Annotated in this window: 3 protein-coding genes; all 3 read left to right on the top strand. The window is 34.9% G+C overall.

Annotated elements, in window-relative coordinates; translation table 11 throughout:
- Positions 1–119 precede the first annotated feature (119 nt).
- Positions 120–24,023, top strand: a complete 23,904-nt coding sequence (locus tag DWZ69_RS10605; RefSeq protein WP_118437008.1) for an SdrD B-like domain-containing protein — start codon at positions 120–122, stop codon at positions 24,021–24,023.
- A gap of 47 nt (positions 24,024–24,070) precedes the next feature.
- Positions 24,071–25,435, top strand: coding sequence for an ABC transporter substrate-binding protein (locus tag DWZ69_RS10600; RefSeq protein ID WP_158573384.1), 1,365 nt, complete (start codon positions 24,071–24,073; stop codon positions 25,433–25,435).
- Positions 25,436–25,597: 162 nt separating this feature from the next.
- Positions 25,598–26,314 (top strand): class B sortase, encoded by a 717-nt coding sequence (gene srtB / locus DWZ69_RS10595; protein WP_118000308.1) that lies wholly within the window; start codon positions 25,598–25,600, stop codon positions 26,312–26,314.
- Positions 26,315–26,396 lie beyond the last annotated feature (82 nt).

The following is a 26,396-nucleotide window of genomic DNA, read 5'->3' as shown; positions in this document are numbered from 1 at the left end:
GTGGGTCTTTTTGACTCAAAATGCCATATTTGAATAAATTGATTTTACTAATTATATAGAAAAAATAAATTTGAAGAATACTAAACTTTAGGATAAAGCACGAAAGGACAGGAAGAATTATGAAACAGATAGCGAGAAGAATAACAGGTTGGCTATTGGTATTGTCAATGGTAACATCCATGTTTGGACAATCCACACCAATCACATACGCTGCTTCCAACAATGGTAAAGGGGAGACACCGGGAATTGAATTCTCAATGGTGTACCAGTCAGGTGGTAGTAGTATTAACGCAGATAAGGATAATACGAATGGAGACAATGAAGTATCGGATAGTCTGCAAGGTAAGAACAAAGCGTTGTTAGGACGTGGATATGAGAATCATATTAAGGTAAACCTTGTAGGAAACCTGAATGGTAACGGTAGAGCTTCAGGAATGTACTTTGAATTGGAATTACCGGTATTTCGTATTGTAAATGACAAGCTTACACTCATTCCATCAGAGGAGGCCGCAAAGCTAACTGATGAAGATTTTAAAAATGATAAAAGTCTTATAAGGGTTATGGCAGAGTTTACATCTGACACACCATTAGATTGGGATTATGCTCAGGACAAACATTATTGGGGAACTAAGGTAAGGGTTAAAAATACAGGTAATGTTGTTGCAGGAAAACAGGCGGTACTGCCTGTGAACTTGTGGTTTGAAGGAAATATGCCTGAAAACTCAGCGAGTATAGTTAAGCTGGGTGGCGGTTATGCAACCTATAGAGACTATAGTGGAAATATATATGATGGTTACGAAAAGGATGCAACTACAGTAACAGATACTGCTGCTACATTTACTATGATTTGTAGTAACTTAGAGTGGACAACAAGTATCGTAGGAGTTGCACCTAAGAATGTTCTTTGGGATAGATACAATTATGTAACTTATAAAATTACAATAAAAAATACATCTAAGGATACGGATTCCTGTTATGATTCTTCCAACTTCCAAATTAAAGCACCGACGGATTTTGAAACCGTAGACGGATGGGAAAGCGGACTTCATGTAGAGAATGCAGCAAAGTTCCTGTACAACAACGGCTCACCGACTGCTAATAATAAATGGGACAATTGGGAAAACGCTAATGAACTTATGGTAGGTGTTCCCGGCAAGGGTGGCATCATGATTTATGATGTTACTGAACTAGAGTCTACTGAATCAGGTCAGGCTGCGATGGAAAAATGGGATATGACTAATTTCACTAACATCACAGATGATAAGGGAAATGAGTTAAAGACAATGCCATATTATTTCAAAAAAGATGGAGGTATTTATTTTGAAAAAAATGGTAAGGTTTACAGTGGAGCCGGAGTAAACAAGCATGAAGATTCATCAGGATATGATCATCGTACATTCTATGTATCACTTCCTATGAGCACAGATATACCTAGTGATAAATTATCTAGAATTCCAATTAAGGTATATAACACTATAGCTTTTGGTGAGGGATATACTTGGACAAAAGTTAGTCAAAATGTTAATTGGGGATTTATAGCACCAGTTGATGACTTCCAAGGCAAGAAATTTGTTACAGAAACGGAAGAAGTAAACGGTGTAGAACAGGAGGTTGAAAAAGACGAAAAAGAAGTTGCTATTAATGATACCGTAGATTACTATCTTGGACATTTCCAAAATACAGGAAATATACCAGTGTTCAATGCAATGGCAACTGACTCCATTGATAAAGATTTTGAACTAAACAAAATATCTGCAATATTCAATGTAGATGCTGACAAGGACGAACCGAAACTTGCAGATTGGTTTGATGAGGATAATACAGTTCAGTTTGAATTCCTAACTTATGATAATCTTAACGGTACAGGAGATCCAAAGTCAGAGTATGTTACTTTAGGTAAAATGGAACCAGATGCGGATTTGACAGATTCAACACACAAAGCTTGGAGCTTACAGTTAGGAAACTTAATTGATGACTATATACAGAAGGTTGAAGCAACAGGTAAGAAGTGTGTATATAACTATCACTTCCGACTGAAATTCAAAAAACGTATTGAAGCAGGAGAAAGCTTTGATGGTCGAGTGGCAATCAATGGTGTTGTAAGTAAAGGTAAAAAATATCCAAACGACTTAGTTACTTCTTATGAAAGATGGGTTGGTGATCCAAGCAAACGTTCAGAAGAAGGTGAGGATGGATACAAAAAAGATTTAAAAGAATTAGATAAATCTACAGCGTCCATTCAGGCAATAGTTGCTGATCCTAAGATTGATACAAAAGTTGTTAAGAAAACTGATACAGGATATGAGAAAAAAGATCCTATGGAAGTACCTGTTAACACAAAAGGCTATGGTATTTATTATCAGTTAGGTAACGACAGTGTTTCAAAGATTATGCCAGGACAGTTTGATTCTGGTGAGCTGGCAAAATACAATGATAAAGCTGGAAAGGTAAAGGGCTTTATTACAGACAAGGTTATTTTGTCGAAGAGATTAGTAGATAAAGTGGCGAAAATATCTTCTATAACACTTCACACAGGTGCAGACACAAATCCTGATATTACATTAAAGGTATCTGATTTGAGTAAAGATGCAGACGGAAATTACTATATAGATAAAAGCGTCTGGAAAGATAAAGGCGAACTTATTAATGTTACTGTAGACATGAAGAGCTTTTTAGACAAAATAGAAATAACTCCGGATAACGAAGATGTTTACATATTATTAGAAGGAATTGCAAATTTAGTTTCACCTAAGGTAAAGAAAGATACATCAAAAGATGACGATAAAAAAGATGACGATAAAAAAGATGATCAGGACATACCTGAGGAAGAAAAGTATGACTGCACAATAGTCAAAGGTACATTTACAACTAAATATAAAGATGAGGATTTGAATGTAAGTGATGAAGATGAAGCAACACTAATCGTTAGAAATATTAATCCTGTTATTAAAGGCATAAGTTATGGTCAGGATTATATTGAAAACGGACAGCATATTAAGTCAGATGAAAACAAGGCAAGTGGAGCTGAGGAACAGGATAAGATTAATCAGATTGAAGTTCCAAAGGAAATTGACAATGCTGGTTACAAATTCTTTGTTAGTAATGCAACACCATCATATTCAGAAGAAGCAAAAATTTCAATTGACTTATCAAGTAGTGTTGGAAGTAAAACAAAGTCTAATGATGTAAGAGGCTTCTTAACAAAAACAATTACTATTAAGAACTTCAAAGATGTGGCAGACATTAAACAGATTAGATTCTGGAATTGGGACAAAGATCCAAGTGCAGACAATGCAGATGTTACTATTCCATTTGACAGCATGACTGTATCACAGGATGGAACAATTACAATTGAGTTGAAAGATTATACTCAGATTGAATATTTGAAATATATGGTTATTGATTTAAATAACTTCTTAGGAGGCAAGGACGAAGATACTCCTGAGATGGAAATTCAAATTGATGGTAGAACAGAATGGTTCAATAATCTTGATGCTGTTATGAACTTCACACCTGATGATAAGACAATGCAGGTGGAGGCAGATACAAAGAGCATTGTAGATTTAACAAATCGTTTATACATTCAGGAACCATATGCGGAAATACATGCAGATGTTCATTACTATGATTTAGATGGAACAACAAAAACTGATGCAAATAATAGAGATAAAACTGATAAGTGGTTAGGTATACCATACGACAGAGATTTCATCTATACAATTGATATAGGAAATACATGCAAATCAAAATTAGATGACTTTGATGTTATTATTGACTTGCCTGTTAATGACAACAAACAGGGTGATGAAGCTAACACAGGATTCCACACTACAGGAATTAGAATTAGTAAAGAATTAGTAGGTCAGTACGAAAAGTTAGAAAAGCTTACATTATATGATGCAGATAGCGACCAGGGAAAAGTCTTTAATATAGACTATAAAAACGGCAAGTTAATATCTGAAGACGGTCAGAGTGTAATTGAAGGTGTGGTTGTAGACGGAGATATTTATATAGATGAACAGAAGATATATACTGAGTTCGGTATGAATATCAAGAATCTTAAGAAAGTGATTATTACAGGCAAGGGCTTCAGAGCCACAAGAGAAGCACCAGCTGATGAAAAACACAGAGTTACATTATACGGTTATTTAGATTCTAAGATTAATTCTTGGAATGAAATGGAAGTTAACGGAAAGAACTACTTATCTGAATTCAGAGACAGTGGTGATGACTATATATTTACAACACGTGATACTGCAAAGGCATTAGTTAGTAAAATGTATTTTGATACAACAATGGTTGCAGGATATAAAGACAATAACGATAATGGTAAACGATTTGACTCAGTGAGTGATTCATATGAGCATATGCGATTGGAGCACTCTCATTATGGATGGACTGATGAATATCCAGATAATGATGAATTAGATATTGGTTATAAAGCAATAGGTTCATATTTATTAGACTTTAGACAATATTTGAATTCGGGAAGCAATTATCCGAATGATGCAAATCATCAGGAATTGTATGATATGGTACCAAATACATCTAATGCAAAGTGTACTCCGAATGATTATGTGTATACACAGTCAATGAACACAGCAGTAGATGTTGAAATGACGGTTAATTTGCCATCGAATTCATTTGAAGCATATTATTTAAAGGTGCATCCATATGCATATGACTATATTAAGGAAATAAAAATTCATCGTGAAGGTGACGATAATGATACTTGGACTACAGTAAAAGAGTCCGACTGGAAAGATTCTATAGAAAAAATCACAGGAACTAATGGAAAAGATTCTTATTATAGATTAAATCTTTGTAAATTGGGTGATGAATATGGTATATATAGAAGTCCTAAGATTGACTATAAGACAGATAAGGCTGTAGACAAAATCGTCATTGCTCTAAAAATTAACAGAGATGCTTCTGAAGAGAAAAATGGTGAAACAGTTGCTAAAAATGCAGACTATGGTACTTGGTATAATTTTAATGATGAAAAGACTAAGTATATGTTTGAGATAACGGGTCGTTTCTTTAAATCAGGTGTGGCTGATGCTACAGCAAGCACAAAGATGGATATTGGCGGTTATACTGAACGTCAGTTTTCTCAGGCAAAGAAGAGAACTGATGAAGGAAAGCCAAATGGAATGAATAATACTAGCATTGCTTCGTCAGATTTGGCAGGCGGAAATGGCATAGTTAACCGTATTGATGCGGCAAATGCAGCTTATCGTTCGCTTTGGTCATGGCAAGATTATTACAAAACATGTATGTCATATGGTGTACATAATTATGCAGCTTATAAATCGGGACATTTGTTTACTACAGCAAAGGTTTATGTACATCCGGAAAAGAACAGTATTGTGAAAGGTGTACATGAAACACCAAAGACCAAGACGGACAGAAAGGCTAAGTTCTCATTATACAATGAATACTCAGTTAGTTTTGTGCAAACTCCGTATGGAGCATCACAAGATTGTATGGATGAACATAGGTCAACAGGTCATTCAGATGACTATTCGATTTATAATGACCCATACAACTGGACAGGAAAACATTCCTTTACTGATAAAGTTGTATTAACAGATACGTTACCGTACGTTAGACCTGATAGTGATTCAAACTATTATGGTTTCTTAGCAAAGAAGATTCTTATTTCAGAAGATTTACAACAATATATTGACAAGGTGGTTGTATATAAGAAGAAGTCAACATTAGATACAGATGGCAATGTGACTGATACTAACTTAACGGATACAATTACTATACAGGGGAAAGATATTGAAAAAGAAAATACAACCAATAATAATAGACGGGTTGATGGAAGTGACCAACATAAGGTACATACTACAGCAAGTAGAACATTTTATGAAATACCTGTAGTGTATCCACAAAGCAGTAGCTCATCACAGGTTACAGGAAATACAGCAGGTTCTATCGTATTAGGTGATGATGAATATATTACAAAATATGAAATTCACCTAAAAGATTTAGGCGGTGATGTTGACTATGCAGCAGAGTTGAAGGATATGGAGGATTTGCTTGATTCACATAATCATGGGGTAGACACTTTACCTGATATATACGTTGGTGGTGACATATATAGAATTACTGATGATAATATTAAAACATCAGGCAAATTTAATGATTGGAACAATATGAAGTGCGACAACTATATGCAGGAAAGCACAAAACCATATACTTCTAATAATGACAGTGCTTTGATTACATCCTATAGAATACCGTTCCAGGCGGGTGTTAATATTTCAGTAGGAAATAAAAGCAATACTATATATGACTATCAGAGTGACAACAAGACACCTAACCTTGCTAAATTTAATATTAAAGTTTGGAACCGTCAGGATACAAATAGTGAATCTGGAAGATCCGCAGAAATAGATAGTGCCACTGTTACGAATAGTATGGACTCAACCTATCGTCTTAAACATATTTATATACCAGAGGCGTTTATAACTGGTGATTGGTTTAATGTAGATTACTTAAAGATAGGTGACACTACATACACATTGGCACAATTGAAAACATTGCTTACAGATACTGAACATAAATATTTTAGCTATGACAGTGAAAATAAGCAGTATGTATTTGATGTAAATGAATATGTTAGAGATCGTGTTAATACATTAACAAAGATTACACCTAATAATACAAAGAAAGACAGTTCACAGTATTATAAAGAATTTGTAGATTCATTTGTAATTAAGTTCAAAGGTGTAGGAGAAGGTATATTAGATGGTGGTGATTTCTTAAATGTTAACAAAGAGAATTTGGCTGACGTTACATTAGCTAATGCTCAAAGCACATTCTCTTATGATGGTGTTTATGTTGACAGAAATAAGGATGACATTGAAGCTAATGCATGGACATATGATTCAACACCAACAATAATTAATAGTCCTGATAGTTTTACAACAAGTTGGCCACATGCACGTAACTATGTAAGTTCAACCTTTACAACACAGGAACCTGATGCATGGGGATGGTCAGGATATGTTACAGGCACAAGTACATACACAGAATATGTTGTAAAGAACCTTGTAAGTACATTTGAAGTTTCAATGAAACGTGAAACAAAAATTTCAGATAGTACAAATTCATTCGCTTACGACATTGATGGTAAAACTAAAGTAGCATTAAATAAAAATCAATTATTACCTGATGACTTTATTGAGTACCAGATTAGTTTAGGAACATCAGATGATTCAGCAATTCCTGTATATCATCCTGATGTAAGATTCATTGTACCAAATGGTCAGCGAATTATTGGTTGGTACATATTAGAGAATGATTCTGATATAGGAAATGAAGATATCACTGCACAGGCAACCAGTGGAAGCAACACAGTAAGTATAGTTAAGGACAAGCGTTACTATAAGGCAAGTGATAATACAGATACAAATTACAAACAGTTAAACATTTCATGTGGTGATTTAACAAAAGATGAAAAATACAATCAAATAACTAAAGGTAAAAATATTAAGATTGTTGTTATAACTGAATTAACACAGGAAGTAAAACCGTTTGAAGGTAAGAATATTGTACAAAATGTATATGTTACTACACATCCAAAACATACATATTCACAGCATGCATTATATTACAAGGATAGTGGGGATAATGTAACATATGGCAGATTATATGGTCAAAGTGGCTATTATGGTTCTTTCTATAATAATGAAAGTTCTTATGTTGGAACTATTAAGAGTGACATAACTTATTACAATAGCTCATTGACACCTGAATTAGTATATGTTGACGGATATGAGACACCGGGTAGAAATGAAGATACAAATCCACACATAGATGAAAGACCTATGATTGCTAAGTTGTATGGCCCAAATAAGGGAGCTGTAACTAATAGCACAACACATAAATTATCATCTATTACATATACAACATCTTTCTTAACTAATAGTAGAAAAGATGGTAGATGGTTTAAGGGATTTGATTTAACAGAAAAACCGGAATTTGCTTATCCTGAAAATATGGATTCTACAGGAACTAAGAAGGCTAAGGTTGAATATTGTTTCTACAAGGATTTATCAGGTAAGACAATAGGAACAGATGTTGGTATTTATACAGATAAACAGTATATATCTCAATGGGTAGAGGCTGATAAAGTATTAACAGGTGATACAATCACACAAGCTCAGATAGATGCAGGTTACTTCTTATTAAAGGATGCAGTATCTATTAGATGGACATATTATGATGTACCGGCAGAAGAAATTACATTTGCTACAGCAGATAAGCCATTCGAACTTCATGGTATTGGTAGATATCGTGACACTAGAAATGCTGCTGAGAAGCAAAACACAACTGCCAGTGACAAGTTCACTATAGGAGTATCAGCAAGTTGTGCGTTTGAACATTTACATGATGAAGACATTAGCAACACTGATGAAAATCAAACAACAACAGATACTAAATATGAAAATACTTCTACAGCAACAATATACGGAAGTACAACAGCGGTAATTACAAGAGAAAGACCAATACTTACAGTTCACACACAAATATTTAAAAATTCTGATGACGCAGCAGTTAAATACAATGCTAATGCTGAACAGATAAAAGGTTATCGACCTGGTGACAAAGTTTGGTATAAGACAACTGTAATTAACAATAAGAGAGGACAAACTGATCCGCAGGGGGCATTATTGAATCCTGCATTGTTTGACAAGATTCCTGAATACATTACTACTTCAGGTCTTGATGCAAATAAGATTAAGATAAAATGGTATAATGCAGATGGTACACTGAAAGATGATTCGGAAATACCAAAGTATACTATTACGAAAACAAAATTCAGTGATGCAGCAGATTATGGTGGAGATTTTGTTACTACAAAGAATTACAATGACGGAGTTTCTAATACAGGTAGCGGTCATGCATACACAGATCTGATATTTAATGGAACTAAGAAAAACACAGACACAACATCAATTGACTTTAACGTATATCAGATACAGTTTGATGATGGTTCGCGCTTAGAAATTGGTGAAACATTAGAAGTGTATTATGAGGCAGAAATCAGAAAAGAAGATTTGCCTTTAGCTTATACAACACGTAATAATGAAGATGGTACTCAGAAAACTTATGTGGATTACTATCCAAAGATGGGTGAGTATTACCAGTGGCAGAACTTCTACTGGTCATATAGTTATTCATATCCATATATTGGGACTATTGGTTCATTAAGCACACGATTTGCTAATCAAAATGATATGATGGACATGAACTATCTCTATCATGATGTAGGTGTTAGTGGTACAAGAAATAAGAACATTGACAAGTATGAATATTTGAAGGAATCTATTACCTATATGCCTGGGTCAAATGAAACGGATACAAGTAACGGTAATGACGAATATGGAAACAACGGCTATCTTAAAGATCAGGATATGCGTACTGCTAATAATCAGCAGATGACATATTATGATCCAACACGTACAACAGGTAAATACAATCAACTTCCTGTAAGTGAAAACTATAGAAATGGTTCAGTTACTGGTTACTCCAGAGATTACTATAATAAGCTTATGGTACTGCGAGTGCGAGACAAGAACTGGCAGGGAAATCATGAAGATGTAGTTATTTGGACAGAATCAAGACTTCATCTGCAGACAGCGTGGTTGCTGGCAAGTTCACAGATGATTGGTGATGATGATTATTTGAAATCACAGGAGTATTTGCCAACAAACTATAGTAAAGGACAGTGGGATGATCACTATACAGCTTATAAATGGTATTATAGTTCGGATCACAACCAGCTTAATGATTATATAAGAAATTTAAATGATGATACCATTACAACATTGGAATATGATCAGGACTTCACAACACGTATTGGAGCATATAACTACGGTGATTGGGACATTGAAAGTGGTCTCGAGTTTACATATGTAATGCCACAGGGTATAGAGCCTAAATTAGACAAGGACGGTAATCCTGATTTTAGTGACTTAAAGGCTGAAATTTTAAGCAGTGGAACAAGTAAGAATCCTGTATATAGTGATATTGATATTGAAAATGATGTTAAGGTAGAAGTAATTCAAAGTCCAAACAATAAGCAAGGTTACTTAACACCAAACATTATGAGAGATCCACTTCTTAGTACATCAACTATGAATAATAGTGGTGACAGTTATGAAAATAAAGATGCTTATTATAGTGAAGATGAACATACTTCTTGGGTTCTTAGAATAACAATAACTAAGCCACTTAAAAAATGGTTTAATAGAGGTGATGAAACAGGTTATGCAATGTATGTAAATATTCCATCTCATGTGTATGCTACACCTAAGAATGAATATTGGTACGACGAAGTAATGGTTAAACCTGTTGATACAACTAAGGATCTTTACTATCAGGTTTATGATACAACTTCACTTTGGGGAAATAATTATTTGACAGACATGCCAAAACCGGTAAGTACACAAAAATATGGAATGGACTTTATGTGGAATACATACTATGTACATGATGACCATCACAGAGATAGTAACTACTATTTCCTTAACGGTTCCCCAAACACACCTTACATTAACGGTATGAATATTACGAACCGAGAGGTGTCAAGTCAGGGAAAAGATGCAGACAGTGCAGCATCCGCTAGTGTAGAGGATAGAAAAGTTTTCTCAAGCGGTGTTCGTAATACTTATGCAAGTACAGGAACCCGTGCTCATATGAGAAAACCAATGATAAGAACTTGGACTACAGTTGGTGAAGATAATATTAACGGTAGCAAGTCACAAGATTATTATGTTGATCCGCAAGGTGAAACATCAACATTGAACATTCATGTTGAAAATAAATACTGGCTTAATACTTTAGCACCAGAGTGGCTGCTGAATTACACAACGTATCAGACATTTAAGGTAAGACATACTTATGCAACAGACGGTGGAAATATGGGAACGCTATATCATCCTGTAGTTACAAATATTTTACCGGCAGGTATAGTACCAAAAGATACAGATGGAAATCTGTTTACTACTGATAATAAGGAAAATGCTAAGAAGAAGTTAGACTGGACCTTAAGAGGTGCAGATTATAACGGAGCAGACTTAGATACCTTAAAAGAATATCAGGAAGAACAGGAACTTTACGAAGCTACTGTTGAATACATTCAATTAGAAGGTGAAGATGGTACTCTGGAAGGAAGATACAAGATAACCTTTAAGCAGAAGGAAAAAGTAAGCATCAGAAATGAGAAGAAGGTTAAGATTGATTCAGAATCATCAAGAGTATTTTCATTTAAGTTCTTTACAGCAGATAATCCTGATCTGAATACTAAAGATGGAACAAAGGATGAAAGACTAGGAGAACAATATCAGTCAAATAGAACTTTCATTTCCAGTGAAATGAATAACTTCAAGTTTAAGATTGATTCAGATGTTGAAAACAAGCAGGTTGCTGAATCAACAGGAATGGAAAATCCTTACTATGTAGGTAATGAAGTTGTTGACTCATATGTATATAAATACAACAAGAAGGACAGATATCACTGGACAGGTACATTAAAAGATTCAAGACTTGATATTGCAGAAACAAACAGAGATTACAATGATATGCCGTCAGGTACACCTAAGGCAGTGTTACCAAAGGTACCAACAGCAAGTAATCTTGGTAGTGATTCAGCAATTGATGCAACAGATCAGTTAGGTAATAAACGATACTATGAGAAAGATAATCAGATTCAGGAAATAAATGGAGACCAATTAAGTCTTGAAGATTATCCAGAATTAAGACAAAACGTTTACTTGCGTTCAGAAGATAAAGGTGCAGACTTAGATAATGGATGTGTAGATTCAAATGCAGGTGTTATGACATCGAATAGAATTAGGGTAAAATATCCGGTTATTGAAAATAAGACGTTTGTTTCTAAAAATGCAGCGGATGCGGTTGACAATTTAGGAGCACGTTCACCTGAATGGCAGGATGATATTTATGAGTATTATCCTTCAGAAGATGAACCTGTACAGTACATGGATGACCTTTATTACAATGTAAAAGTTGTAAATGGCGCAGATAAAGTAAAAGATGATGAATATTATTATCAGGGAAATATTTCTCATGCTAAGATGAAGGTTACAGTAGTATTACCATCTATTGTAAAAGCAGTACCGTTAAAAGGCGACGCAGTATATCTTATATACAAGAAGGCTGATGGCACCGTTGTTAAGATGAATATAGACGAAGCTGAAAAACATGGTTATGAATTGAAAGTTGTAGATAAACACTACAATGACAATAAGGAACAGGTTATTACATTTGAGGTATGTACAGCTGGAGATTATGAAGATACAGATGAATTGCCAATTTATAGTGATTATGTACATGGAAAACATTTACCAGGTTACTTTGCATACAAAGATACGTTGGTAGTAGGTGTTAAAACACAGGTACGAAACAATGTTCTTGATGATTCAGAAATAGAAACATCAGATGAAGCTTGGAAGAATGATTCCGCATGGGATAATAAATTTAAGGCTGATGGTTATGTAACTTTTGATGATGCAGATGGATACTACTTAAAAGATACAAATCCGGATGGTGGTTTTGATGCATTAACTGATTTAGATGATGGCGGTATCTTATATGAAAGAGAAGCTACGGATGATAAGGATAACGAAGTTGATTATGATAGTGATGGCGATTATTCTGATAAATACGCAAAAGATGAATCAGCTATTGTAACATTATTAAAACCACATTCAACAGTACGACTTGATACATCAGTTCAGCGTAGAGAAGTGGATAACCCTGATATATTAGGTGGTTCACATAGAACAATTGATGATCCAATAGTAAAGAGCTCAGTTCGACTGTCTGTATATATGGATCAGGCTGTAAATGAAGGTAGTGCTGTAAGAGAGTTCATAGTAGATTGGCGTATACCATTTAGATCAACTTTCTTAGCAACTAAGGAAGAAGCACCTGTAAATGAAGATAGTATATCAAAACAGATATATGCTATAGGTACAGGTGTTTGGGAAATTCCTGAAAACTGTGGCGATGAAGCATACAGAGAAGCACTAAAGAGGAACCTGAAAGTACAGGTACTTGCATTATGTAATGATAATGTAGATGATGCAGCAGATGGTGCAACTTATCAGGATGTTAAGAACAGTAATGCAGGTGAGTGGTTGAACTTAACTCAGTTGTATAATGAAAAGATTGCTGGAACTTCGGATAAAGGAGTTAGCATCGACAAAAACACAATTATTGATATTAGAAAATTATCTGAGAAACTTTATGGTAATAGAACTTCTTTAGGTAAGAGAATATATCAGGTACGTTATATTATTTCTTCTGATGAAGATGAATATGTTGTTCCTAAGGGATTTAGATTAGACATTGATGCTGATTCGGATACAGATGGTAAGCAGGAAATGAATGATGTTGATCCTGAACATAACAACTTAGATCCACTTCCAGAGTCAGTTGTATCAACAGCTAACGATCAGGATGAATATGATGACGAGAACAAGATTGGTAATGCAGCCTTTGTTATGATGACTGCAAGCCACTTAAGTGAAACCAGAAGACATGTAAATCATTTTGCTACAGGTTGGGCTAAATATGATGATACACAGTTGTGTGCAGATTCTGAACGCTCAAGAGCAGGATATTATATAGCAAAAGAACTTCCGGTAATGGAAATTGATATGAAGAATCAATACTTCATGGTTTCAAGAAACAAAGATACAAATGACATTGAGTTTGGATGGAGTAACGACATAACAATTAACAATTCATCTAATATGCTTAAGTACAGCATTGAATTAAAGAACTTGGATAATGAGGAAATCGCAAAAACAGATGTTGGTGAGGTTGAAGAAGACTATGCATCTAACCCACAGGTTGTTGCATTGTTACCAGTTATTCAAAACTTAAGTTCAGCAGTAGAATCAGAGGATCCTTTGGTATACAAATACTTCCATGAAGTAGAGTATGGTAGTGATGAATGGAAGAATTCCTTAGCTCCAACCTTTAAGTCACCGGAAACATTCGATGACTCACAGGCAGTTTGGTCATGGCATGTTGAAGATAAAGACGGCAATGTTGTTAGCAAAGACAAATGTAAGATATCTTCAGTATCAATGAATATGTATGAAAAGATTGCCGGAATTAAGTATGAGAGACAGAGAAGATTTATAAGATGGACAGCAGATGGACAGCTTGAACCGGGTCAGAGAATGGTAATTGACTATATGTTACCTATAGCTACTGATGAAAATACAATGGTTGAGTCAGAGTTATTAAGCTCAAAAGGTTACGGATTTAAGTCAGGTGCATTTGAACCATCAATTCCTGTATCACAGAACGTTAAGAATTATGCATATGAAATTGACACTCGTGATGTTAACGATAATGGTAAAAGCAATATTGAAAATACAATTACTGTATCTGTAAATAACGTAGGTTTCGCAGGTACACAGGCATTTAACCGAAACAAGAGAGCTTTCTCTGAATATGGTTACGGTATGTCTGAAAAGGGAACCGGAGCTGACAGACCGGCACTTGTTCCTGAAGGTACGAAGTACAGCTTTACATCATCTATCTATAACCCAGAACCGGTATTAGGTAAGAAGGGGTATAGGCAACCGATTATATATGATGTACTTCCATTTGTAGGCGATACGCAATTGTATGCACCTACAGGCTTCTCTACATCAAGAGGAACTGACTGGCGTGGTTGGTTAAATCTTGAATCAATTAAGATTGAAGCAGTTGCAAATGGCTCGTCAAGTACAATGACAGATGGAAACAATGTAAATGTTTGGATAGGACCATTTAAGTACAATGGAAATACTATAGAAAAGACTGATATATCAGATTTACCAACTTTGGAACAAACATCATCAGTTAATTTCTATAAATCAATCAGAGGTAAAACAACTTCTGCTATTAATGAAAAGAAGAGGTATTTTGTAAGGTTATCAGATTTACTTAAGTTAAAGACATCTGATCCTGAGAAGTTTGAGGAACTTCAAAAACATGCACAGGCAATTTATGTAGAGCCTACAGATGATTACTATTTAAGTACAAAGGCTAAGTTGTCTGTATCATATGACTTGAAGGCACCACTTAACCTTCCATTAAGCAAGAATTGTATTTCTGAAGAATCAGAAACAATCTTACAGGATACAGCAGATTCAGATAGTTGGAATAGTTTCACAGCTCAGTCAGGAGATGACAAGGTTACAGAATCACCAAATGCAGGTGTTTGCTTAACAGCTCCATCTGACAGAGGTTATATCGGACATTATGTTTGGTTGGATGAAAGCTATAATGCTAAGTTTACAGACGAAGCAGATTATTACCAGCGTGACGGTAAGGGTAGATGGTTACTTGAGAAGAAGACAAAAGACTTAGATTATGACGGTGAAATTGATGATCCGGGTATTAACGGAGTTAAAGTTGAACTTCTTACAGAAAACGGATATCCAGTAAACCGTTTAGGTGAAGCTGTTGTAGAAAAAGACGGCAAGTATTGTGTAATTGACGAAAGCACAGGTAAGATTAAAACAGATACTATGGGTTCATCAATTTATACAACATACGGACCAATGTCGTATACAACAGAAAAAGATGTTTATGGTAATGATGGATATTTCATTATTTCAAATATTAAACCGGGAAAATATAAATTACGTTACACATTCCCTAAGGATAGTAAATACAATCAATATGCTCTTACAACTAGAAGTATAGGTGTTACAGGTACATCTGTTGACGTATACCGTCCAGGAGAGGCAAATGATACCCTTCCAGATTTAGGAGTAACAGGCAAAGGTGATGAACCAAGTGATAGTGCAAAGGTTGAATCATTAACTATCCAGACAAAAGATGCAATTCAAATTGATGCTATTGGTACAGATGAGTCAACTTATCAGGATTATGATGAAAAGATGACATCTTATGATTTAGGTGTTGCCCCATCATTTGAATACGGTGGATATTCATGGATGGATATTCAGTATGATGCTGCTGGAAAGACAATTACAGACAGCATTGATGGTAAGATGGATGATGCAGAAAAGAGACTTAAAAATGTAGATATTTATATTTATGAAGTTAAGACCGATGGTACAATGGTACCGGCATATGATAAGAATGGTAACGAGATAAGCACTAAGAATAAGACAACTATTTGTACAGACAGTAATGGATATTTCAGTACAACGTTATATCCATACAGAAGCTACATAGCTATTGCTGACACAGGTAAGATTGATGACATACTCAAACCATCACCGGTAACATTAAGTACCAAGGCTCTTCAATATGAGAAGGATAACGATTTACTATACAACAAGAATCTTAATAAGAATACAACTAACATATTCTCAGTTCTTCCAAAGTCAGATGACTACGATATGGGAAATTGTGTAGATGGTAGATATGGTTCATATGATAGATTAGGATTCGGTTATGTACCGGCAGGTGTTGGTGCTATTGGTAAATACATATTTGAAGACCAGAACTACGATGGTATTAGAAATGAGTACATTGATGAAAATGGATTACTTGTTTCAGAACCGGGTATTGACGGAATTAAGTTGGTACTTGAGAAATACTATTACGACAATGGTAAGTGGATTCGAATAAATGATGATGACGATGATGTAGTCGAAAGTCAGGGCTCATCATATACATTTATTGTTGATACTTCATATAAGATTGGTGATAACAGATACTTATGTGGATACAAGGTTAAGTTAGATATGAGTAGTGTTGATAAGGTTTCTGACACATTAGGTAAGAAATACATCTCAACTAAGTTCTATATGAACAACGGATTATCTGACAGTGATTTACCACTTACAGGAGGCAACTACAGATATCTTACAGATGATATCGTTGTACCGGCAGGTGAAGCTACAGACAGCACTTTAGATGATTATAAATTTACAGCAGATGGAAAAGATTATGATATTTCAGATGCACTTATTATTACAGAGTACGATGCAGGCTTAACAACAAAAGATGATGCTGAAATTGACGGTGTTGTTTGGGAAGATAAGAATTATAACGGTAAGCAGGATAAGTATACAGATGACGACGGCAACGAAGTTGACGAGCCTGGAATTGAAAATATTGAATTACAGCTTGTTCCATATGTATACTACAACAATAAGTGGCAGAAACTTAAGGATGCAGACTTAAAGGATGCAGGCAAGTTTAGTGAATACACAACTACAACTAATACAGATGCAGATGGTGCATACAAGTTTACTGATGTGAAGTCTACAGCAACAATGGCAGACGGAACAGAATGTATAGTTGGTTATAAGGTAAGAGTTAATACAAATATTGATGACTTACATTATGGCATAACAAAATACAGAAATGCAGCAGCAGATGAAGATAGTGATTTGTGGAAGAATTCAGATGATGAATTAATGCTTAATGAAAATGATGAATTCATTATTACTGCTAAGAAGATACCGGATAAGGATGTTAAGAGTGAATACGGAGAAGCATCTCTTAATAACCAGAGTGAATATTTAATTCACAATAACCTTGGTTACTTTGATGTAAACAAGGTAACAGATCATGATGGAAGTGATGCCGGATTGGTTAGATTTGAAAAAGGCTCAGTATCAGGTAAGGTTTGGCTGGATGACAACTATGATGGAATTATGGATAGTAATGAACTAGGTATGGTTGGACAGAAAGTTACTATCAAACGTTTCTATCTTGACAGTGTTTCAAGTGGAACTGAAAACTGGGTTGAAGATACTACATATACAAGCCCTGTATCAGTAACAGATAGTAATGGAGAATATAACTTAGATAATCTTGATACATTTGTTTATAAAGACGGCAAGTATTATCTTGCAGGATACAAGGTTTATATGGCAGAAGACCCTGACAATACAACCTATGGACCTACATTGTATGGAACATATGATCCTGACACACAGCGTGGTAGTGACCTTAAGAATAAGGAACTTACAAAGGACGATGACTATATTATCGTTGCAGACAGTTGTGGTAATGTTAGCGGTCAGGGAACAGTTAATGGAAGCAGTGCTGCAAAGAAAGTAAATGAATTAGCACATGTTACAGACTATAAGGATAAATATTATGATCTTGTAACATCTAAGGATTATGAAAAACTCGATGCAGGATATCATGCTTTCGAGGAATCAACAATTACAGGTAATGTATTTGAAGATTACAACTATGATGGAATTATTAATAGTAGTGATGATGGAAAGGCAGACGAATTTACACAGAAAATTAAGGATGCCCTTGGTAACAAACAGATGGTTGTTACAGCAACAACATACTACTATGATAACGGTCAGTGGAAACAGTATCTTGTAAGCGGCAATGCTGTTACATATACAGACATAGTTGATGCTACAAGCATAGACGGAAAATATGAAATCGAAGTTCCAACACAGGTAACAATTAATAATAAGAATTACCTTGCTGGATACAAACTCCAGGTGGATATTATTCCTGATGAGTATCATGTTACTAAACATAAGGCTAACGGAGTCGTTAAGAATAGTAATGCGTTAATCAAAGAGAATGGTGGAAAATATGATATAACCAAGACTCTTGCAAGCAGCCCATACGCAGGAACTGACAAAGAAGAAATGGATGGCTATGTTATAGCAGCAAAACCATCAACAGAACCTGCTAGTGCAACAATAATCGGTGATTATGATATTGCACTTGGAAGAGATTTAACGCAGTACAATATGGGACTTGTTGCTCATGACAAGGACCATTCATATATTGATGGTATTGCATTTGAGGATAACAATAACAATGGTAAGTACGATACAGATGAAACTGACGTAACAAAACAGGATAAGTTACTAAGTGGTGTAAAGATTGGCGTTAAACGTTATAAGTATGATGTTGCAACTAAGAAGTGGGTTGAAGCACCAAACAATAACGGTGATACATATTATGCTACAACAGTAACAGATACTGATGGATATTACGCATTTAAAGATTTGCCATCACATGAAGATACAAATGATAAACCAATTCTTTATGGATACACAGTATGGTTATTAGAAATGCCTGTAAATGATGAAGGGCAGACATTGGCTGCAACATATTATCAGGCAAATAACGATAAAGACGACAGTGCATTAATTGCTAATAGCATGCAGGTTATTAAGGGTGATAAGAATCCAAACCTTGAACTTGGCGAATTAATGGACGGAAACACAATGATTGCTAAGAAGATTACAGACATTGATCCTGAACGTTCTCATATTGTGGAAGATTATGATTGTACAATCAGCACTCCACGTAAGGGCTACAATCTTGGATTTGTTAAGTACGCAAAGGGTAGCATTGAAGGTTGTGTATTCGATGATAAGAATGTAGATGGTATCATTGATAAGAATGATGGTAAACTCGAAAATATTACTATTGGCTTAAAGAGATATGTTTATGAAAATGGACAGTGGAAATTATCTCAGGGAGACGATGATTACTACACAACAACAGTAACAGATGCAGATGGAAATTATAAGTTTAACGGACTTGATACTTTTGTTGAAGACAACGGAGACAAACATATTTACGGATATGAAGTTTGGGTTGTTAACAAACCGGCAGGTTACGGTATAACAAGATATCAGAGTAATAATGGAACTGATGACAGTGCAGTATTACTTAACAGTCAGGTTATTAAGAAGAACACTTCATTAGATGAAATGTTTAATGGCAAGTTAGTTGTTGCAAGAAAAGCAAGTTCAGAAACTCTTGGTGGTTTAGATGACTTGTATGTAGTAGAAGGATATGACGTTGTACGTGAGTCACACCTTAAAGATTACAATGCAGGATATACAGAATTACGAAAAGGTATAATCGAAGGAATCGCATTTGATGATGAGGATTACGACGGTGAACTTGATAGTGATGAAAAATTATTCGAAGGTGTTGAGATTGGTCTAAAACGTTTTATTTACGAAAACGGAAAATGGAAAGAAGATAATGAAGGTCAGTATGTTGCTAAGACAACAACAGATAAGGATGGTCATTATGTATTCGATAATCTTGATACTTATGTAAACGAAAATGGTGAGAACAAGTTGTACGGCTATGAAGTTTGGGTAACTAAAGATCCAAGTGGTTATGCTAAGACAAAATATGGTAAGGATAGCTTCTTACTCGTTAACGATCACATCCTTAAGAATGACACAGATACACCGGAAATAATTGACGGTAAGACAGTTGTAGCTCATAAGATTACAGACCAGGATGACATGACAGGTATTGATAATACTTATAATGTAAATGACTACTATGTAATTATGGCAGAGGTTGCAAGCAATTATAATGCCGGCTACATCAAAGAAGAAAAAGGCTCAATAAGCGGTACAGTATTCGATGATGTAAATTACGATGGTAAGATTGATGAAAACGACAAGTTCTTTGAAGGATTTGAAGTTGGACTTAAACAGTTTGTATATGAGGATGGCAAGTGGAATCCGACAAATGAAGGTGATTTCATAGCAAAAGCTATAACAGATAAGAATGGAAATTATACATTCGATAATCTTGATACTCATAAGAAGGATAACGGAGTCAACAAGTTATATGGTTATGAAGTTTGGGTAATAAAAAATCCAGACGGCTACGCAGTAACAAGATATGGTGATGACAGTTATCTACTTATAAGTGGACAGATTGTAAAAGCTGATACAAAGCTTGATGAAATCTTTGATGGTAAAACAGTAGTAGCTCATAAGGTTACAGATGAGGATGACGTTACAGGAATCGATGATGTTTACTTTGCAGAAGGCTACAATGTAGTTAAGGCAGAAGATGTTAAGAACTACAATGGAGGTTATGTAAAAGAACAGAAGGGTTCAATAAGCGGTACAGTATTCGATGATGTAAACTATGACGGTAAGATTGACAAAGACGACAAGTATTTTGAAGGATTTGAAGTTGGACTTAAACAATTTGTATATGAGGATGGCAAGTGGAATCCGACAAATGAAGGTGATTTCATAGCAAAAGCTACAACAGATAAGAATGGAAATTATACATTCGATAATCTTGATACTCACAAGAAGGATAACGGAACTAATAAGTTATACGGTTATGAAGTTTGGGTTGTAAAAGGACCTGACGGCTACGCAGTAACAAGATATGGTGATGACAGTTATCTACTTATAAGTGGACAGATTGTAAAGGCTGATACAAAGCTTGATGAAATCCTTGACGGTAAGACAGTTGTAGCTTACAAGGTTGCAAATGATACCGAAAAGAGTGGAATTGATGATGTTTACTTTGCAGAAGGCTACAATGTAGTTGAAGCAGAACACGTTAATAACTACAACGCAGGTTATGTAAAAGAACAGAAGGGCTCAATAAGTGGTACAGTATTCGATGATGTAAACTATGACGGTAAGATTGATGAAAACGACAAGTTCTTTGAAGGATTTGAAGTTGGACTTAAACAGTTTGTATATGAGGATGGCAAGTGGGTACCAACTCATGATGATAAATTTATCAGTACCACAAAGACAAATAAGAATGGTGAATACACATTCGATAATCTTGATACTCATAAGAAAGATAACGGAGTCAACAAGTTATATGGTTACGAAGTTTGGGTAATAAAAGATCCAGACGGCTACGCAGTAACAAGATACGGTGACGATAGTTACTTACTTGTAAGTGGACACATATTAAAGGCTGATACAAAGCTTGATGAAATCCTTGACGGTAAGACAGTAGTAGCTCACAAGGCAACAACTGCTGAAGATAAGAAGGGCGTTGATGATATTTACATGGCTGAAGGTTACAACGTAATCAAGGCAGAACATGATAAGAATTACAACGCAGGCTATGTTGAAGAACAGAGAGGTTCAATAAGCGGTACAATCTTTGAAGATGTAAATTACGATGGCAAGATTGACGAAGACGACAAGTTCTTTGAAGGATTTGAAGTTGGACTTAAACAGTTTGTATATGAAGACGGTCAGTGGGTACCAACTCATGAGGAAGACTTCATAAGCACCACAACAACAGATGCCAACGGTGGATACCTGTTCAGTAATTTGAACACACACAAGAAAGAAGAAGGAACTAATAAGTTATATGGTTATGAAGTATGGGTAATTAAAGATCCTGACGGATATGCCGTAACAAGATACGGTGATGACAGTTACTTGCTTACAAGTGGTCACATTATTAAGGCTGATACATCAATCGATGAAATGCTTGATGGAAAGACTGTAATCGCAAGCAAGATTACAGAAGATACTAATGTTAAGGGAATTGATGATCTTTACAAGGTTGAAGGTTACAACGTAATTCTTGCAGAACATAGTAAGAAGCACAATGGTGGCTACACTGAAATTAAGAAAGCAGCTATTTCAGGTTCTATATTCGATGACGTAAATTACGATGGTTTAATAAACGATGGTGATAAGATGTTAGAAAATGTAGAAATCGGATTAAAGCGTTTTGTATACAAGGACGGCCAATGGATGCTTGCTCCGGAAAATACAACAGGTCAGTTAGGAACAGGAACAACAGAAGATGTTGAATTCTTTGCTAAGACAAAGACTGATAAAGACGGTAACTATAAGTTCGATAATCTTGATACATTTGTTAATGAAGATGGAACAAACTACATGTATGGATATAAAGTATATGTAATTGACAAATCTGACAGACAGACAACTAAGTACGAGATGAACAATGGTGATAAGGATAGTTCACTTAGAAGCGATACTTTCGAAATTACTAAGAAAGAAGATGGCAGAGAAGAATTATTCAAGGGTTGTATTGTTTTAGCACAGAAAGCTGACAATGATGAAAATCCTAACACACCATACATAATCGAAGGTTATGATGTTGTTAAGGGAATTGACCGCGAACAGTATAACGGTGGATTCGTAGCAAAACGTGTTTACTCAATTTCAGGTTTTGTATGGGTTGACAAAGACAGAGATGGAATTAGTAATGAAAAGAAATACGCTAAGGGCGTTACTGTTACACTTGAAAAGTTATATCTTAACAATGGAAAATGGGTTAAGATAGACGAAGAAGAGCCTGTAACAATGAAGACTGGCAAGGATGGAAAATACAAGTTCGATAACCTTGAGTTATACGGAAATGTTGATGAGAAACAGGTAGTATACGGATATCGTGTTAAGGTTTCAGAAATCCCAAGTCAGTATGGAGTTACAAAATTCCATGTTGAAGCTGAAGGAAACAAGAGTGACTTGAACGAAAAGACAGGCTATCTGGAAACAGAACAGGCATTGATGATTTTAGCAGATAAAGCTGATAACACAACACCGGCTGATTACAACGTAGACGGCTATAATATTTCATACGGATTCTCAGTAGAATCACTTGATGCAGGTATTATTCCTTACGGAGTAGGAAGCATTGCAGGTATTGTATTTGAAGATGCTAATGCAGATGGTATTATTGATAAGGGTGAACAGAAATTTGAAAACAAAGATGTTTACTTATTATACAAGAAGAAATCTGATGACAAGTTTGTTAAGTATCCAGGTGGAAAAGCTGTTACAGATAAGAGAGGATTCTTCAAATTTGAAAATCTTCCGGTTCTTGATGAAAATAATGAACCTTATGAATATCGTTTGACAATGGAAAAAACGGATGAACGTTCATTTACTAAGGATTATGACTTTGTAATATTTGGAAGCAAACAGGTTAATATTCTTGCTCCTGACACTTCTAAGGGTGCTAAGGACAAGGTAACAACAGGTATTACTCCAACAATTACATTGGCAATTCCAAGAAAGGCTAAGAGCTACTACAAGCTTAAATATGAGCTTGATGGTTACAATCATAAGAACGCTTATCTTGGATTTACTCCAGTAGAGAAATCTGATAAGATTCAGACCGGCTTAGACATGAAATATTGGTGGGCATTAGTACCAATGGTATTAGCAATGCTTGCAGGTGCAATATTATTGATATTCGGTAAAAAGAGAAGAAAGGAAGTAGAATAAGGGGATTTTTCCCCTTATTCTTTATTAAGAACATGAAAAATTTTAAAATGGATAAAAAAAAGAAAATTATAGCCCTGATAGTTGTATTTTTTATTGCTGTTGTAATAGGGTTAATCATAGCGTTTTTTGCCGGGAAAGGGCAGAGATCACACGTTGTATTCAAAGGTGATTCATCTAAGGTTAATTTAAAACAGGATAGAGAAGATACATATTCCATTGGGGTTTCAACTTCCATAGCTGACAATCATCCATACAGTCATGATGATGAGGCAGCAGCAGTTCTAAAAAAACTTGTTTACGAACCATTAATAAATATTGACGGTAATTACAAAATTACTTACTGCAATGCAAAATCTATTACCTTCAACAAAGAAGGCAGGGAAGCCGTAGTGAAATTAAATACTGATAAAACTTACAGTGACGGCGAAAAAGTAAAAGCTTCTAATGTGGCACAGTCATACAGGTGGTTTAGATCACAGGACAATTCTTACAAAGATTTGCTTACAAGAATTTCAAGTGTGAAAGTTACAGATGATGAAACATTAGTATTTACTTTTAACACTGTTGACAGCAGAAATATTACAATATTTAATATTCCTATTATTTATCAGTCACTAAAGGAAAAGGATTATCCGTTAGGTACAGGAAAGTATGTTATTGATTCAGTTAAGGCGTACGATAATATTACATTAAAGCCTGGTAAAAATGGTAATTGTTCATACAAAACAGTCACAATAAAAACTGCTGATTTTAGCGACAAAACAAGGCTCATTAAATCACAGGATTATGACATGTTCTTATTCAATAAAGATGAGCATGGAGATGCAATAAAAAAGAACAAAGCCTATGATATTTACGAGTATGGCAAAGAAACAGGTTGGTTCTTAAAGCTTAACATTAAGAATAAGGACACAAAAAACGCCATTGGAAAATTAGTAGAAGGTGAAGAATTTTTCAAGAAAACAAGTGCAGAGGGGATTTATTCAGACGGAATGACAAATGCCTACGTTAAACCAAATTACTATTCATATCTGGATAGCGGAAACTTTGACAAAACAAAGAGTTTAACAATTGGTCATGACTACTCAGCAATAGCCAAAAACATTTACAAGGCTTTGGCTAAAAAGTTGAAAGAAGAAGGGGTTAAAACCACTGAAAAAGATTACGGAACAGAAGAAGTTCCAAAAGGTTTTAACGATGACATAACTGTTGCCTATGGTGTATATCAGGATATGATGGGCGATACCGATGCTCAGAAATTTTTCAAGGAAAATAATGGTATGGACGCTGAAGATTTCTATGATTGTTTCGAAAAGTTTTTTGCAAATGAAAACAACATAGTGCCAATAAGCAAAGATACTGTTTGGGTAGCTTTTCTAGCAGGAAGAGACAATAAAGAAATTATAGAATAATATTAGGGATTGTTATATGAATGATGTATGACAATCCCTATACTTTCTATAGGGAAGGTATATGATTTGCATGCACACCATTAAAAATATACTGTGTGCAGGTGTGAAAATATGTAATCAATCCTCTCCTAAAATTGGTTACAGATTAAAAGGAGAAATGTAATGAAAAAGAAAAAAAGCAGAGGTATTAAATGGATTATAATTTTAATATTGTTATTAATTATTGTAGTAGCGGGAATTATAATTGGTCGTGAAATTTTCAGTCATAAAGTTGCACAGAAACGATTTAAAGAATTGTCAAAAGAAATCTCTAATGAAAGTAAATCGGGAAGAGATTTAGATGCTTTATTTAAGAAAAATAAAGAGTGCATTGGCTGGGTATGCATAAAGAAAACAGCCATAGATTACCCTGTAATGCACACACCTAATGATCCTAAGAAATATTTGTATAAAAATTTTAACGGACAGTATAGTAGTTCAGGAACTCCTTTTTTAGATGCACGTTGCACAATAAATAGCAGTAACTGCATATTGTATGGACATAATATGCGTAATGGACAGCTGTTTGCTTCCCTAAAACAGTATGTAGATAAATCATATTATAAAAAACATCCGGAGGTAGAATTCCAAACAAAAAACGGAGACAATTTTTATAAGATTTTTGCTGTTGTTACTTTAAAACAGGATGATGAATGGTACAACTTCATTGATGCACCAAATAGCAAAAATTTCAAGAAAAATATTACAGGAATTATGGAAAAAGCACTTTATACAACAGGAGTAAAACCTAAGTTTGGTCAGCAGTTATTAACATTATCTACATGCTACGGTTCGGATGAAGATGGCAGATTAATTGTAGTAGCAGTGAAGAAAAAATAGTTATTAAATGGCAAGGAATGTTCTAAAGGACATTCCTTGTTGTTCTATAAATGAGAGAGGTTTTGTAGTCCTAATGTTTACA

The sequence above is a fragment of the Eubacterium sp. AF34-35BH genome (assembly GCF_003477765.1).
In the GTDB taxonomy this organism is placed as follows: Bacteria; Bacillota; Clostridia; order Lachnospirales; family Lachnospiraceae; genus Eubacterium_G.
Note: the sequence above shows the minus strand (reverse complement) of the source record. Positions and strands in the feature narration are given on the sequence as shown.